Here is a 13,659-nt window from a genome sequence, read left to right as displayed (position 1 = left end):
GCCCTTCGGGCCTGACTCTCAACCTACCGTTTGCACCTCGACCGCCTGCTGTTTGCATGTGCCGGTCGTAATGTGTTCTTTTAATAAATTAAGGCCGCGCTGCGCGCGGCCTTGGTCCTCGTACCTCGGCCCTGCGGCCTCTTCGCGCAGGCCCCTATCGCACCCACACGCACACACCAGCGACGTGCCTACGGCCCGCACGCGCACAACCGGCCATGGCTGCACGCCATGGGACATCCGCTTAGCAGGAAAGCAGCGCATCAGAAGCCGCCCGAGGGCTGAAACGACCACGGGGAGCCCGGACGGACCCGAGCCTGTGGCGCTGGTGCAGGTGCGGCTGCAACCGTGGTAGACGCGCCGGGCGACTTGCCGCCCCCGTCGATCAGCACGATGCCGGAAGGCGCAGCAGGGGCAGTTTCTGGGCCGTGAGCAGCCATTGGGGCGGGCGGAGGGGTCCGGGCCTCACCTTCGGCCTGAAACGCGAGGAACGCGCCCTGTGCGACCAACTGGCGGCACATGGCGAGGTCCATGGGGTAAGGCGTGGCGTCCTGTGTGTAGCACTTGCAGCCGACCGACTTCATTTCCACACACGCGGCGGGCACCGGAACGCGCTTCGGCTCGGTCAGCTTGTCGTAGGCCGGGGCGGTGTGCATCAGCCCGGCCAGCCGCGGCTGATACGAGGCCACGTACTCCTCGGTGGTCATGGGCTTGCGTTCATCACTGGCCGGGCGCGCATTGCCGCCAAACATCGACGGCTGCGACGATGCAGCTGCAGCAGGCTTTGCCGTCGACGTGCTGCCGGGCATGAACTTGGTGACCAGCAGGTAGGCGACGGCCACGAACGCCAAGATGCAAATCAGCAGGGTCCACACCTGTTTCGGGATGCGCAGCTTGCCGGTGTGCAGCGATGCACTCTCGTACCAGGCATAGACCTCTTTCTGCGGGTTGCGCGTCGAGGTCTGAGCCCGCTTGACCGCGCCTGGCTTCTCGCACACCGGATCGACCGCATCGAACTGAAGCACGCTGACGGCGTTGGCAGCTCCGAGCAGCCGCACGAAATGCTGATGGTAGCCGGGCGGGCCAATGAGCCGGCGCACGAACGGATCGATGTTGAGAGGGTGCTGATCGAGCAGGAAGAAATCGTGACCGAACGAACGATGCTCGGCCAGCATCTCGATGTGCTCGGGCCGCTTGCTGCTCTCGGAGACCTTCGGCAGATCTCGATGGACCTCATCGGCCAGGATGATGCAGTTCTTGTGCTGCAGCCAGTCCTTGAACTCGATGGGCTTCCAGCCGAAGTCATCGGTGAGGATGGCGTGGGCCTTGAACCGGTCCTTGACGAAGAGAACGTCGCGGCCATCTTTCAGCTGCAGCTGGCGAACATCCCAGAGGGTGAGAGCGGTCTTAAACGAGCCATTGGCCCCAGTGCGCAGGTACAGCATTACTTGTGCACCCAGCGCTTGAACGTGTCGCCCTGAATGCCGTTGATGACGGCGCGCGCGAGCATCGCGGAGAAGACGATGTTGATGCACACGCCGACCTTAAGCATGCCCATGATGCCGACCACCTCCGGACCGAGGCCGAGCAGCGCGGAGACGGCCTGCGACTTCACCCACCCGGCCGTGGTGCTGATGCCGGTGTACGTGGCCACGCCGATACCGAGCGCGACCAGCACACGGCCGGCCATTGAACCAACGATCTGCAGCAGCAGGGTGCCAATGGCAAGAACGATTGCGGGCATTTCAACCTCTCAAGATGATGGCGCCAGCCACCAGAAAACTCAGCCCGACCAACAGCGCGCCGAGCATAGGAAAACCATCGCAGGCCTTGGACAGCGGCAACACGACAGACACGCCGCCGTAGACCGTGATGACCTTGTCCGCGATGCAGGACGAGCCACCGCCGAGGGCATCACTCGTGTCGATGCTCGACGGGCTGATAGACACCGATGTGTTGTTCGGGTTGTCGCCGGTCTGGTTGCCGGTCTTCACGCGCTCTGCAGCTGCGAGCGTTGTCTCGCTGTCGGCCGGGTTGACCTTGCAGTTTTGACGGAAGGTTTCCTCGGCCATCGCGTTGACCACCGCGTCATCACTCTGAGCCTTAAAGCCAGCCGCACAGGTGCCGCCGAAACTGCTCTGCCCCTTGTCGTTGACGCAGGCGACGTTTTTCTTGTTCTCGGGCTTGCTGCAGAACTCAGTCTGCGGCTGCGTCGTCGTCGTGGTGTTCGTACACGTCGCGCCACCAGCTGGGGCCGATGCTCCGCTCGCTGCAGCCTTCGCGCATTCCTGCGAGCCCGTTCCGGTGCCGCCTGTGCCCGTGCCGCCAGCACCTGTGCCGGTGCCCGCCTGTGCGCTGCCTTGGCTGGTCGTAGTCGTAGTGCACGTGGTTCCGTTGCACGTCGTGATCGTGGTGTCCGACGAATTGCTCGGCCCGCTGGTGCCGATGACCGACGGCCCAGTACCAGACCCATCACCGGGAGCCGTCGTGCCACCCGTACCGCCAGTGGTCGTGGTGCCGCTGGACGACGACGATGTGCCCGACGACCCGGCGACAGACCCGTAAGGCATGCACACCGTCGTGCCGTTGACCGTGCCAGGGCCTTTGCCAGTCGGGCAGGTGGACGGCGCAAGATCGTCCTCACGGCGGTTCATCCATTCCTGCTCGAGCTCGATGTCCTTGTCCGATGGCGAGCACCGGCCACCGGTATAGCGCACCGCGGAGACGTTCAACGTCCATGCGTTGCCAAGGCGCCCCGCGTAGACGCCATTGCCACCGTAGGCCTGATCAGGCGCGAGCGCACAGCCGTTGCCCGCGCATGTAGGCAAGCGGTGACCGATAGCCGCACGGCTTGCAGATGACAACTCATTGAAGTCCTGCGCCATGCCCAGCGGACGCTGAGAGCCTTCGCTGAACAGTTCGCCTTCGTTGCACTCTGGTGGCTTAGGCACACATGAACCGCCCTGTTCGACGTAGCCGGTATCGCACCCACAGCCACCACTGACAGGCACGCTATGCGCTGGACACGACGAGCCGCTATACACAGCACGTTCGACCCAAGGGTTGCCGGGATCGTCAGTTTGCCGAACCTCACACTTAAACTGCCCGCCGCCAAGCGAAGTGACGCGATGGGTGTATGGCTTTCCGGTTGCCGTGGCCCGCGATGCAGCCCACGCAGCGCAGGCCGCGTCGTACGTAGCGAACAATGGCTGCGCCAACGACGGGTACCACGAATACATCGTCGTCTGAGGAACAACGGCTTGTACCCCGAACGACAGCAAGGCCAGAACGGCCACAAAGATCAAGCGGAGAAGATGAGCCATGCGGCACCTAGCAAAGCAACAACGATGTAGATACCCACGATGAAGGCCCTTTACGAAGCACCCGAAGGGATGCTTTGGAAAGGGCGGGCAGGGCGTCCCCTGCACCGCGCCAACGATCAGCGACCGAGCGCCGAACGCACGTACGAGAAGGCCTTGACGCCAACGCGCACGATGAGGTCGGCATTGCCGATCAGGATCACCGACGCCGAAACGGCGGTGATGGCGGTAACAACGTCTGCGACATCCATGCTCTTCTCCTCAGCGGCCGAGGGCCGAACGCACGTACGAGAAGGCCTTGACCCCCACGCGGACGATCAGGTCGGCATTGCCGATCAGGATCACGGAAGCCGACACAGCGGCGATAGCAGCGACAACAGCGGTCACGTCCATGGTTCACTCACTTTCTTGGTGGTTGTGTCCGGAGCTTTGAATGTGGCGAGCGACTACCCGGAACCCGTAGCCAATCGCCCACACGAGGACGATGGCGCCCCCGATAAGTTGCCCTTCCTCGATGGTCAAATCGAGGACGGGAATACGAAGCACGTGCTCGACCGTGACGGTGCAAGCAGATGCACATTGGATGGTGATGGGGTCAGCCACGAAGCCACCCTTCGACAAGCGCCACGGCTGCGACAGCGGCAATGGCGCCGAGCTTCCAGACGAAGCTCCGACTGAAGGTGCGGGCCAACCAGCGCATCACGAGCCTTCGACGGCTTGCCTGATATCAGGCACTGCCGCATGGTCGCGAGCCCGCGCCGCCTCGATGCGCTCACGCCGCTGTGCGCGCAACAGCCAGAGGTCAAGCAACCGATCCAGCACCCGCGAGAAGAGGAATCCGACCATGCAGCCGATGGCAATCGCGGCCAGCGAGAGGTCAACGATGACCTGCACAGCTTCGGGCGGCAACATCAGGAGCCCGTAGCAGCAGGTTGAGCGCCACGCTTCGGGGGCAGAGGCGTGAGGCCCACGAGCTTCGCAACGATGCGGCCTTGGTTCTCGCCGAAGGACGCGGCCTCGAGGGCGAACGAGCCGGTGTACGTGCCGGGCTTCGCGGAATCTTCGAGTTGCTTCGGAATGACGAGCACGCCGACCGCCGCCACGGTGCCGTCATCGTTGATCAACACGCACTGCGCCTCGGGAATCTTGTACGGCTGGCCGGACTTCTTCGAGGTGCCCTCTTTCGTGTTGACGACGAGGATTTGAAGGATGGATTGCATGGTGTATTGCCCTTGAGAAGACACAGCCAAATCGACTGCCGGATGAGCGCTCAGGAAGCGCTCAACGAGCGGGCGACTCAACCAGTTAGGCATCGCGACGCACGGCGTGCAAATCACGGGCACGAAGGGACTTCGCATAGGCGCCAACCCCTGGCCGCTTGCAATCCCGAAGGCAACGAGCGATAGCAGCAAGGGGAGAACGACACACGTAGGTCGCCAGCCACCTATCGCCATGGAAAACCTCAAACACGAGCGGGGTGCCCTCTCCCACCCCGGGCTCAGCAGGAGCCGGCAAGCTCAGCACTGAGCCGTTAGCCGAAGCAGGTGGGAGAGGACAGAGGGGACGTTGCGCGAACGCAGCGAAAGAGATTTGGTGCATGCCGGCTCCTTGATAATTACCAGTGCCGGATAGCACCGATACCAATTTCAGGTAGCGGATATTACCAATCGATACCAAAAAAGGATATCGCCATGTCTCTAGTTTTTTCTATCGATGCCGCAGCCGAGATAGCCGGATCGCAAAACAAGCTGGCGGAGATGCTCGGGATCAAGGGCCCGAATCTGTCGGAAATGCGCAACGGCAAACGCGCCTGCCCCATTGGGATGAGGGCTCGCATAGCCACCATCGCGGGACACGACACCACACGCGCCATCCTTGAAGGACTGGCGGACAAGCTCGACCCAAACGACGAATATGAGAAACAGGCGCTGCTGCAGCTGAGCGCACTGATCAACGCCTTTCCGGAGGAAGGCGAGCATGAAAAAAGCCCCGTCAATCGTGAGATCAACGGGGCCCAATCAAATTGGCGGAACCGGAGGGATTCGAACCCTCGATGAGGCTCTACACCCCATACTCCCTTAGCAGGGGAGCACCTTCGGCCACTCGGTCACAGTTCCTGAAAGCAACCGCAATTATGCCATTACTTAAGCGGTCGGTTGGTCGAGATCGAACGCTTTATGCAGCGCGCGCACGGCCAATTCCATATATTTTTCGTCGATCACGACCGAGGTCTTGATTTCGCTGGTCGAGATCATCTGGATGTTGATGCCCTCCTCGCTCAACACACGGAACATCTTGCTGGCCACACCCACGTGGCTGCGCATGCCGATGCCCACGATGCTGACCTTGCAGATCTTGGTGTCGCCCACGATTTCGGTGGCGCCCAACGAAGGCATCACCTTCGACTCGAGCAGCTCGACCGTGCGCGCAAATTCGTTGCGGTGCACCGTGAAGCTGAAGTCGGTCTTGCCGTCCTTGCTGAGGTTCTGGATGATCACGTCGACTTCGATGTTGGCGTCTGCCACGGCACCGAGGATGTGATACGCGATGCCCGGCTTGTCGGGCACGCCGAGCACCGAGATCTTGGCTTCGTCGCGATTGAATGCGATGCCGGATACGACGGCTTGTTCCATGTTTTCGTCTTCCTCGAAAGTGATCAGCGTGCCGGACTTGGCCTCTTCATTGATGTCGATGTCCCACGGCGTGAAGCTCGAAAGCACGCGCAGCGGCACCTTGTACTTGCCGGCAAATTCCACCGAGCGGATTTGCAGCACCTTGGAGCCGAGGCTGGCCATCTCGAGCATCTCTTCGAAGCTCACGGTGGTCAGGCGGCGCGCATCGGGTTCGACGCGCGGGTCGGTGGTGTAGACGCCGTCGACGTCGGTGAAGATCAAGCACTCGCTGGCCTTCATGGCCGCCGCGATGGCCACGGCCGAGGTGTCGCTGCCGCCACGACCGAGCGTGGTGATGTTGCCCTCGTCGTCCACCCCCTGGAAGCCGGTGATGACCACGACGCGGCCGGCCGCGAGGTCGGCGCGCACCTTGGCGTCGTCGATGCTTTCGATGCGGGCCTTGGTGTACGAGTTGTCGGTGCGCACCGACACCTGCCAGCCCGCGTAGCTCACGGACTCCACGCCCTCGGCCTGCAGCGCCATCGCCAGCAGCGCCGACGAGGCTTGTTCGCCGGTGGAGGCGAGCATGTCGAGTTCGCGGTGATAGGCCACGCCGGGTTTGCCCGGTGAGAGCTCCTTGGCAAGACCGAGCAGGCGGTTGGTTTCGCCGCTCATGGCGCTGGGCACCACGATCATCTGGTGGCCCGCACGCGCCCATTTGGCGACGCGCTTGGCGACGTTGCGGATGCGCTCGGTCGAGCCCATCGACGTGCCGCCATATTTGTGAACGATCAATGCCATGGATGAAATCAGAGAAAGATAAAGGGCCGCTTGGACAGCGGCGCCCTGCAAGCCGTCAGAGCGAAGTCTTCAGCGAGGGCGGGGCATTGTACCAATGCAGCTGGTCGCCCCTGCGCTCGACAAAGCCTGCGCCCACCTTGAGGTGGATGCGGTGGCCGCGCGTGGTGCAGGCACGGACCTGGCCCAGCAGTTGGTCGAGTTGCGCCGCGCTCGGTGCGCAGCCATGCGACCGCATCAGCCAGTGGCGCAGCACGTTGGCCTGCCGCGCGCGGGACAGCGCCTGCAACGGCCGGATCTGCGGCGGCTCGCCCACGATGGCGAGGTCTTGCGCCGCCAGTTCGCCCAGCAGCTGCTGCGCTTGCGCCGCGTGGCCGATGCTGCGCGCGAAAGTGGCACGGAACTGTGGAAAAGCCTCTGCTAATGCGGGAAGCAGCACGGCGCGAATGCGATTGCGGGTGTAGCGCGCATCGGCATTGCTCGGGTCTTCGATCCACGGCAGCTGCTGGTGCGCAAGCCAGCCTCGGATGTCGGCCGCCGGCACTGTGAGCAGCGGTCGGTGGATGTTCAATCCGTCGCGTACGGCATGCACGGGCATGGCAGCCAGGCCCGGCAGGCCGGCGCCGCGGGACAGCGCCAGCAGCAGCGTTTCGATCTGGTCATCGGCATGGTGGCCCAACGCGATGGACGACACGGCAGGCCGCGCCCCATCAGCTTGCGCCATGGCTGCATAGGCTTGGTAGCGGGCGCGTCGCGCCGCATCCTCGGGGCTGTCGCCTGAGACATGCCGCGCATCTACCCGGTGCGTCACCAGCGGCACACCAAGGCGTTCGCAGACCTGCGCGCACTGCCGCTCGAAATCGTCGGCCGCCGTCTGCAGGCCGTGGTGCACGTGAAAGGCAATCACCTGCCCCGGCCAACGCGCCGCGCAGGCTGCGAGCAAGGCGGTCGAATCTGCACCGCCGCTGAAGCCGACGGCCAGCGGCAGGCAGGCCGGTTCGAACGCGGCTATGGCGCGTTCGAAGGCTTCGCTCATGATCGAAAAAGGAAAAGCCGCTCAGCGGCTGATGTCGGCCTTGGTGTCGTTGAACCGGCCATAGCTCTGCAGGCGCTCGTAGCGGCGGTCCAGCAGTTCCTTCGTCTTCAGGTCGCTGACCTGGCGGAAGGCGTCGCTGAGCGCGCGCTTGAGGAACGCGGCCATCTGACGATGGTCGCGGTGCGCGCCGCCGACGGGTTCGTTGACGATCTTGTCGACCAGGCCCAGCGCCTTCAGGCGGTGTGCCGTGATGCCCAATGCATCGGCCGCTTCCTGCGCCTTGTCGCTGGTCTTCCAGAGAATGGACGCACAGCCTTCAGGGCTGATCACGGAGTAGATCGAGTACTGCAACATCACGAGCTGGTCGCCGACCGAAATGGCCAGCGCGCCGCCCGAACCGCCTTCACCGATGATGGTGACGATGATGGGTACCTCGAGTTGCGCCATCTCGAAGATGTTGCGGCCGATGGCTTCCGACTGGCCGCGCTCTTCCGCGTCGATGCCGGGGTAGGCACCGGGCGTGTCCACGAAGGTGAACACCGGCAGCTTGAATTTTTCGGCCGTCTTCATGAGGCGCAGCGCCTTGCGATAGCCCTCGGGCTTGCTCATGCCGAAGTTGCGCGCGGTGCGCTCCTTCGTGTCGCGGCCCTTCTGGTGACCGAGCACCATGCAGGGCACGCCGTTGAAGCGCGCAAGGCCGCCGACGATCGACAGGTCGTCCGAGAAATGACGGTCACCATGCAGCTCGACGAAGTCGGTGAAGATTTCGTTGACGTAGTCGAGCGTGTACGGGCGCTCCGGATGCCGCGCGATCTTGGTGATCTGCCACGGCGTCAGGTCGCTGTAGATGTCCTTGGTGAGCTGCTGGCTTTTCTTGCCGAGCTGATCGATTTCTTCCGAGATGTCGACCGCCGATTCGGTCTGTACATAGCGCAGTTCTTCGATTTTTGTTTCGAGTTCAGCAATGGGCTGCTCGAAGTCGAGGAAGGTTCGTTTCGCCAACGTCTTCTCCTGTTTTGTTCAATATGCGACCGGCACGGGGTCCAGCGATCGCCAAATATACCAAGTCGCCACGCTGCAATACGGCGCCCAGGCCACGGCGACATCGCGGGCATCGCTGCGGCTGACCGGGTCGCCCGAAAAATAATTCACGCTGATGCCATTGAGCAGGCCCTGGTCGTCGACCGGCAGCACGTTCGGGCGCATCAGGTGGAAGATGAGGAACATCTCGGCAGTCCAGCGGCTGATGCCGCGGATGGCCACGAGCTCTTCGATGATGAGCTCGTCCGACATGTCTTGCCAGCGGTCGACATGCACGGTGCCCGAATCGAAATTCAGGGCCAGGTCGACCAGGTATTCGATCTTGCGCGCCGACAGCCCGGCGCCCCGCATGTCGTCGACCTTGAGCTTGAGCACGTTGGCCGGCGTCAGCTTGCGCGGCAGCGTCGCGAACTTGTCCCAGGTGGTCTGCGCGGCCTTCACCGAGATCTGCTGGCCCACGATGCTGCGCGCCAGCGTGGTGAAGGCGTCGCCGCGCGACTCGAGGCAGGCCTCGCCGAACTTCGGAATGAGCCGCTTCATCACGCGGTCTTTCTTGGCCAGGTGCTTGCAGGCTTCCTCCCAATAGTCCGGCGTGTAGATGCGCACGCTGGTCTGCTGGGTTGCGGGTACGGGGTTCGTCGTTCCGTTCACTGTGCAGCCGCCCAGGTCGTTCCCGTGGGCGAATCCTTGAGCACGATGCCCTGCTCGAGGAGTTCCTGGCGAATGCGGTCGGCTTCGGCGAAATTCTTCGCTGCCTTGGCCGCCGCGCGTGCGTCGATCTTCGACTGGATGGTGGCTTCGTCGAGCGTGGTGCCGGCTTGCAGAAACGCTTTCGGATCGCCTTGCAGCAACCCCAGCGTACCGGCCAGCGCCTTGAGCAGGCCCGCGGTGTCTGCAGACTTGGTGCGATTGACTTCGCCGGCCAGTTCGAACAGCACGGCAATGGCTTCGGGCGTGCCGAAGTCTTCGTCCATCGCCGCCTGGAAACGCGCGGCGTGGGGCTGCGTCCAGTCGATGGTCACGGCCGCAGGCGCCACCAGGTCGAGCGCGGTGTACAGGCGCTTGAGCGAGTTGCGCGCGTCGTCGAGGTGGGCGTCGCTGTAGTTGAGCGCGCTGCGGTAATGCGTGCGCACCAGGAAGAAACGCAGGCTTTCGGCGTCGTACTTCTGCAGCACTTCGCGGATCGTGAAGAAGTTGCCCAGGCTCTTGGACATCTTCTCGTTGTCCACGCGCACGAAGCCGTTGTGCACCCAGAAGCGCGAGAGCGGCTTGCCGTTGGCGCCTTCGCTCTGCGCAATTTCGTTCTCGTGATGCGGGAACTGCAGGTCGGCGCCACCGCCGTGGATGTCGAAGGTTTCGCCGAGCGTGGCGCAGCTCATGGCCGAGCACTCGATGTGCCAGCCCGGACGGCCGGTGCCGAAGGGGCTGTCCCACTTGGCGTCGTCGGGCTCGGTCGGCTTGGCGGATTTCCAGAGCACGAAGTCGAGCGGGTCTTGTTTGCCGTCGAGCACCGCGACGCGTTCGCCCGCGTGCAGTTCGTCGAGCGACTTGCCCGAGAGCTTGCCGTAGCCGGGGAACTTGCGTACCGCGTAGTTCACGTCACCGTTGTCCGAACGGTAGGCCAGGCCCTTGCGCTCCAGTGTCTCGATGATGCCGAGCATCTGCGGCACGTATTCCGTGGCGCGCGGCTCGATGGTGGGCGGTTCGATGCGCAGTGCACCGATGTCCTCGTGCATGGCCGCGATCACCTCGTCGGTCAGCGCACGGATGGTGATGCCGCGCTGGACCGCGCGGGCGATGATCTTGTCGTCGATGTCGGTGATGTTGCGCACGTAGGTCACGGCATAACCGCTGGCGCGCAGCCAGCGCTGCACCACATCGAACGCCATCATCATGCGGGCATGGCCGATGTGGCACAGGTCGTAGACCGTCATGCCGCATACGTACATGCGAACCTGCCCAGGTTGCAGGGGGGAGAATTCCTCCAATTCACGCGACAGCGTGTTGTAGATGCGCAGACTCATGGGACTCGGAAAGCGTTGATTCGCGCACGTGCGGTACGGGCGAGCAACGGTGTATTTCAGGGGTGACGGGGAGCGTGGCTACGAGGGGTTCGACGTGGCCCCTCGGCTACAATGCGACGCAGTATAAACGGCTGCCGCCGCGCAGCACCCGGGTGTTCTCCAGGCCCGCTCCCCCCATCCTGCCGAGACTTCATGAAGCACGCCGTGTTCTCCAAACTCCCCCTCGCCTTTGCACTGCTGTTCGGTCTGTGGGGCTTTGCCGCGCACGCCAACGACTACGACGACGTCAACCTGTTGCTGCGCCAAGGCAAGGCCGCCGAAGCGCTCGCCAAGGCCGACACCTACATCGCCGGCAAGCCGCGCGACCCGCAGATGCGTTTCCTGCGCGGCGTGATCCTCACCGAGCAGAACAAGACCGCCGACGCGATCACCGCGTTCACGCAGCTCACGCAAGACTTCCCGGAACTGCCCGAGCCCTACAACAACCTCGCGGCGCTGTACGCCTCGCAGAGCAAGTTCGACCAGGCCCGCGCCGCGCTCGAAACCGCGCTCAAGCTCAGCCCCAACTACGCCACCGCGCACGAGAACCTCGGCGACGTGTACGCACGCCTCGCAGCCCAGGAATACATGCGCGCCCAGCAGTTCGCGACCACCAACGCGAGCGTCGCACCCAAGCTCGCGCTGATCCGCCAGATCTTCACGCCCAAGGCCGCGGCCGACGCGGCCGTGCTGCCGGCGGCGCCGCCCGAGGTGCGCAAGCCTGTGGGCCGTACGACGAAGTAACCACCTCTTGCAATCCGGTGGTGCGCACACAGCTGCCTCCCAACCTGCACCACCGCAGGCCCTCTGCCCTCCCCTCCACCCGCACACGGAGCCTCATTTGACGACCTCTGCACTTTCCCGTTTCAGCCGCCGCGGCGCCCTCGCCCTGGCTGCGGCCCTGGCCTTCGGTGCCGCCGCCGGCGCGCACGCCCAGCAGGCCGCGCCGCGCGTCAAGCTCGCCACCTCGGCGGGCGACATCGTGATCGAGCTCGATGCGGCCAAGGCCCCCAAGACGGTCGAAAACTTCCTGCAGTACGTCAAGGACAAGCACTACGACGGCACGGTGTTCCACCGCGTCATCGACGGCTTCATGATCCAGGGCGGCGGCTTCACGGCCGACCTGCAGCAAAAGCCCACGCGTCCGCCCATCCCGCTTGAGGCCAACAACGGCCTGAAGAACGACAAGTACACGATCGCGATGGCCCGCACCGGCAACCCGAATTCGGCCACCTCGCAGTTCTTCATCAACGTGAAGAACAACGACTCACTCAACGCACCCAACCCCGACGGCTACGGCTACACCGTGTTCGGCAAGGTCGTCGCCGGGACCGACGTGGTCGACAAGATCCGCGCCGTGCAGACCGGCAACAAGGGCGGCATGCAGAACGTGCCCGTCGAAACCCTCACCATCAAGTCCGCCACGCTGGCGAAGTAACCTCGTTTCCGAAGAAGGAGCTATCCCATGAGCAATCCCCAAGTCGAACTGCACATCAAGAACTACGGCGTCATCACGCTCGAACTCGACGCCGAAAAGGCACCGAAGTCGGCCGCCAACTTCATCGAGTACGTGAAGAAGGGCCACTATGACAACACAGTGTTCCACCGCGTGATCCCCGGCTTCATGGTGCAAGGCGGCGGTTTCGAGCCCGGCATGAAGCAAAAGCCCACCGGTGCCGAGATCGAGAACGAAGCCAACAACGGCCTCAAGAACGCCAACTACACCGTGGCCATGGCCCGCACGAGCGCACCGCACTCGGCCACCGCCCAGTTCTTCATCAACGTCGCCGACAACGGCTTCCTGAACCACACGGCACCTTCGGCCCAGGGCTGGGGCTACGCAGTGTTCGGCAAGGTCACGGGCGGCACCGATGTCGTCGACAAGATCAAGGCCGTGAAGACGGGCCGCAAGGGCTTCCATGACGACGTGCCGCTCGAAGACGTCGTGATCGAAAAGGCCGTTGTCACCGCCGAATGACACGCTTCAGGCACGGCGGCGCAGCATGACGCCCATGGCGAACCCGGCTTTCTCCGAGCTGGTGGCGCCGCCCGCGTGGCACACCGTCGACCTGATCTCCGACCTGCATCTGCAGGCGAGCGAGCTGGCCACCTTCGAAGCGTGGCAGGGCTACCTGCAGACCACGCCGGCCGATGCGCTGGTGATCCTCGGCGACCTGTTCGAGGTGTGGGTGGGCGACGATGCCGCCGACCAACCTGGCTTCGAGGTGCAATGCGTCGAGTTGCTGCAGCGCACCGCGCAGCGCATGCCTGTGTTCTTCATGCACGGCAACCGCGACTTCCTCGTCGGCAAGGCCTTTGCGGCGCAATGCGGCGTCACGCTGCTCGACGACCCCACGGTGCTGGTGCTGCACGGCGAACGCTGGCTGCTGAGCCATGGCGACGCCCTCTGCCTCGACGACACCGAATACCTCCAGTTTCGCGCCCAGGTGCGCACGCCCGAATGGCAGGCCGCGTTCCTCGCGCGCCCGCTCGAAGAACGCCGCGCGCTCGCCCGCGCCATCCGCACGCAAAGCGAAGACCGCAAGCGCGACCCTTCGGCCCTCTGGGCCGACGTCGACGCCAACGCCGCGCGCGAATGGCTGCAGCGTGCGGGCGCCAGCGCGCTGATCCACGGCCACACCCACCGCCCCGCCGTGCACGACCTGGGCCACGGCCTGCGTCGCATCGTGCTCAGCGACTGGGACGTCGCAGCCCATCCGCCGCGTGCGCAATTGCTTTGCCTCTCGGCCGCCGGCGCGCAGCGCGTCGACCTGCGCTAGGCGCACCGCCCG

18 protein-coding genes and 1 tRNA gene are annotated in these 13,659 nt (G+C 64.0%); 5 read left to right on the top strand and 14 right to left on the bottom strand.

Annotated elements, in window-relative coordinates:
• Positions 1-260: 260 nt before the first annotated feature.
• The 8 genes from RZE79_RS13470 to RZE79_RS13435 form a co-directional block, all read right to left on the bottom strand.
• Positions 261-1,442: a zonular occludens toxin domain-containing protein gene (locus RZE79_RS13470; protein WP_319360815.1), complete on the bottom strand. Its 1,182-nt coding sequence runs from the start codon at positions 1,440-1,442 to the stop codon at positions 261-263.
• A complete protein-coding gene (locus tag RZE79_RS13465; protein WP_319360814.1) occupies positions 1,442-1,741 on the bottom strand; it encodes a DUF2523 domain-containing protein in 300 nt (99 codons plus the stop codon). Before RZE79_RS13465 ends, RZE79_RS13470 begins: the two co-directional genes overlap by 1 nt.
• Position 1,742: 1 nt before the next feature.
• Complete coding sequence (locus RZE79_RS13460) at positions 1,743-3,320, bottom strand: hypothetical protein (RefSeq protein ID WP_319360813.1); 1,578 nt, start codon at positions 3,318-3,320, stop codon at positions 1,743-1,745.
• 116 nt (positions 3,321-3,436) lie between these two features.
• Positions 3,437-3,568 (bottom strand): major capsid protein, encoded by a 132-nt coding sequence (locus RZE79_RS13455; RefSeq protein ID WP_319360812.1) that lies wholly within the window; start codon positions 3,566-3,568, stop codon positions 3,437-3,439.
• A 10-nt stretch (positions 3,569-3,578) separates the two neighbouring features.
• Positions 3,579-3,710, bottom strand: coding sequence for a major capsid protein (locus RZE79_RS13450; RefSeq protein ID WP_319360811.1), 132 nt, complete (start codon positions 3,708-3,710; stop codon positions 3,579-3,581).
• Between the two features lie 3 nt (positions 3,711-3,713).
• Complete coding sequence (locus tag RZE79_RS13445) at positions 3,714-3,920, bottom strand: hypothetical protein (protein ID WP_319360810.1); 207 nt, start codon at positions 3,918-3,920, stop codon at positions 3,714-3,716.
• Positions 3,921-4,016: 96 nt separating this feature from the next.
• Complete coding sequence (locus RZE79_RS13440) at positions 4,017-4,229, bottom strand: hypothetical protein (RefSeq protein ID WP_319360809.1); 213 nt, start codon at positions 4,227-4,229, stop codon at positions 4,017-4,019.
• Positions 4,229-4,537, bottom strand: coding sequence for a cellulose synthase (locus tag RZE79_RS13435; protein WP_319360808.1), 309 nt, complete (start codon positions 4,535-4,537; stop codon positions 4,229-4,231). The genes RZE79_RS13440 and RZE79_RS13435 overlap by 1 nt, the downstream gene beginning before the upstream one ends.
• Positions 4,538-5,008: 471 nt before the next feature.
• Here RZE79_RS13435 and RZE79_RS13430 point away from each other — a divergent pair, with 471 nt between their 5' ends.
• Positions 5,009-5,374 (top strand): hypothetical protein, encoded by a 366-nt coding sequence (locus RZE79_RS13430; RefSeq protein WP_319360807.1) that lies wholly within the window; start codon positions 5,009-5,011, stop codon positions 5,372-5,374.
• On the opposite strand, the gene RZE79_RS13425 is transcribed toward RZE79_RS13430, so the two are convergent.
• The 6 genes from RZE79_RS13425 to cysS form a co-directional block, all read right to left on the bottom strand.
• Positions 5,342-5,434 (bottom strand) — tRNA-Ser (locus RZE79_RS13425). The two genes, RZE79_RS13430 and RZE79_RS13425, sit on opposite strands and share 33 nt — an antisense overlap.
• Positions 5,435-5,461: 27 nt before the next feature.
• Positions 5,462-6,730: an aspartate kinase gene (locus tag RZE79_RS13420; protein WP_319360806.1), complete on the bottom strand. Its 1,269-nt coding sequence runs from the start codon at positions 6,728-6,730 to the stop codon at positions 5,462-5,464.
• A gap of 55 nt (positions 6,731-6,785) precedes the next feature.
• Positions 6,786-7,763 (bottom strand): tRNA lysidine(34) synthetase TilS, encoded by a 978-nt coding sequence (tilS, locus tag RZE79_RS13415; protein ID WP_319360805.1) that lies wholly within the window; start codon positions 7,761-7,763, stop codon positions 6,786-6,788.
• Positions 7,764-7,784: 21 nt separating this feature from the next.
• A complete protein-coding gene (locus tag RZE79_RS13410) occupies positions 7,785-8,765 on the bottom strand; it encodes an acetyl-CoA carboxylase carboxyltransferase subunit alpha (protein ID WP_319360804.1) in 981 nt (326 codons plus the stop codon).
• An 18-nt stretch (positions 8,766-8,783) separates the two neighbouring features.
• Positions 8,784-9,455 carry a DNA-3-methyladenine glycosylase gene (locus tag RZE79_RS13405; RefSeq protein WP_153284554.1) on the bottom strand — a complete coding sequence of 224 codons (672 nt, stop codon included), beginning with the start codon at positions 9,453-9,455 and terminating at the stop codon, positions 8,784-8,786.
• On the bottom strand, positions 9,452-10,828 hold the full coding sequence (cysS, locus tag RZE79_RS13400; RefSeq protein WP_319360803.1) for a cysteine--tRNA ligase: 1,377 nt from the start codon (positions 10,826-10,828) through the stop codon (positions 9,452-9,454). Before cysS ends, RZE79_RS13405 begins: the two co-directional genes overlap by 4 nt.
• Before the next feature lie 192 nt (positions 10,829-11,020).
• Here cysS and RZE79_RS13395 point away from each other — a divergent pair, with 192 nt between their 5' ends.
• The 4 genes from RZE79_RS13395 (at position 11,021) to RZE79_RS13380 (ending at position 13,647) form a co-directional block, all read left to right on the top strand.
• The gene (locus tag RZE79_RS13395) at positions 11,021-11,611 is read left to right on the top strand and encodes a tetratricopeptide repeat protein (RefSeq protein WP_319360802.1); all 591 of its coding nucleotides are present in this window, start codon (positions 11,021-11,023) and stop codon (positions 11,609-11,611) included.
• Between the two features lie 97 nt (positions 11,612-11,708).
• A complete protein-coding gene (locus RZE79_RS13390; RefSeq protein ID WP_319360801.1) occupies positions 11,709-12,305 on the top strand; it encodes a peptidylprolyl isomerase in 597 nt (198 codons plus the stop codon).
• 27 nt (positions 12,306-12,332) lie between these two features.
• Complete coding sequence (locus tag RZE79_RS13385; RefSeq protein WP_056582045.1) at positions 12,333-12,845, top strand: peptidylprolyl isomerase; 513 nt, start codon at positions 12,333-12,335, stop codon at positions 12,843-12,845.
• A gap of 25 nt (positions 12,846-12,870) precedes the next feature.
• Positions 12,871-13,647: a UDP-2,3-diacylglucosamine diphosphatase gene (locus RZE79_RS13380; protein ID WP_373696554.1), complete on the top strand. Its 777-nt coding sequence runs from the start codon at positions 12,871-12,873 to the stop codon at positions 13,645-13,647.
• The last annotated feature ends 12 nt before the right edge of the window (positions 13,648-13,659 follow it).

It is taken from the genome of Variovorax sp. EBFNA2 (genome assembly GCF_033802765.1).
Lineage (GTDB): Bacteria > Pseudomonadota > Gammaproteobacteria > Burkholderiales > Burkholderiaceae_C > Variovorax > Variovorax paradoxus_H.
The sequence above is the reverse complement of the archived record's forward strand: the minus strand, read 5'-3'. Positions and strand labels throughout refer to the sequence as shown.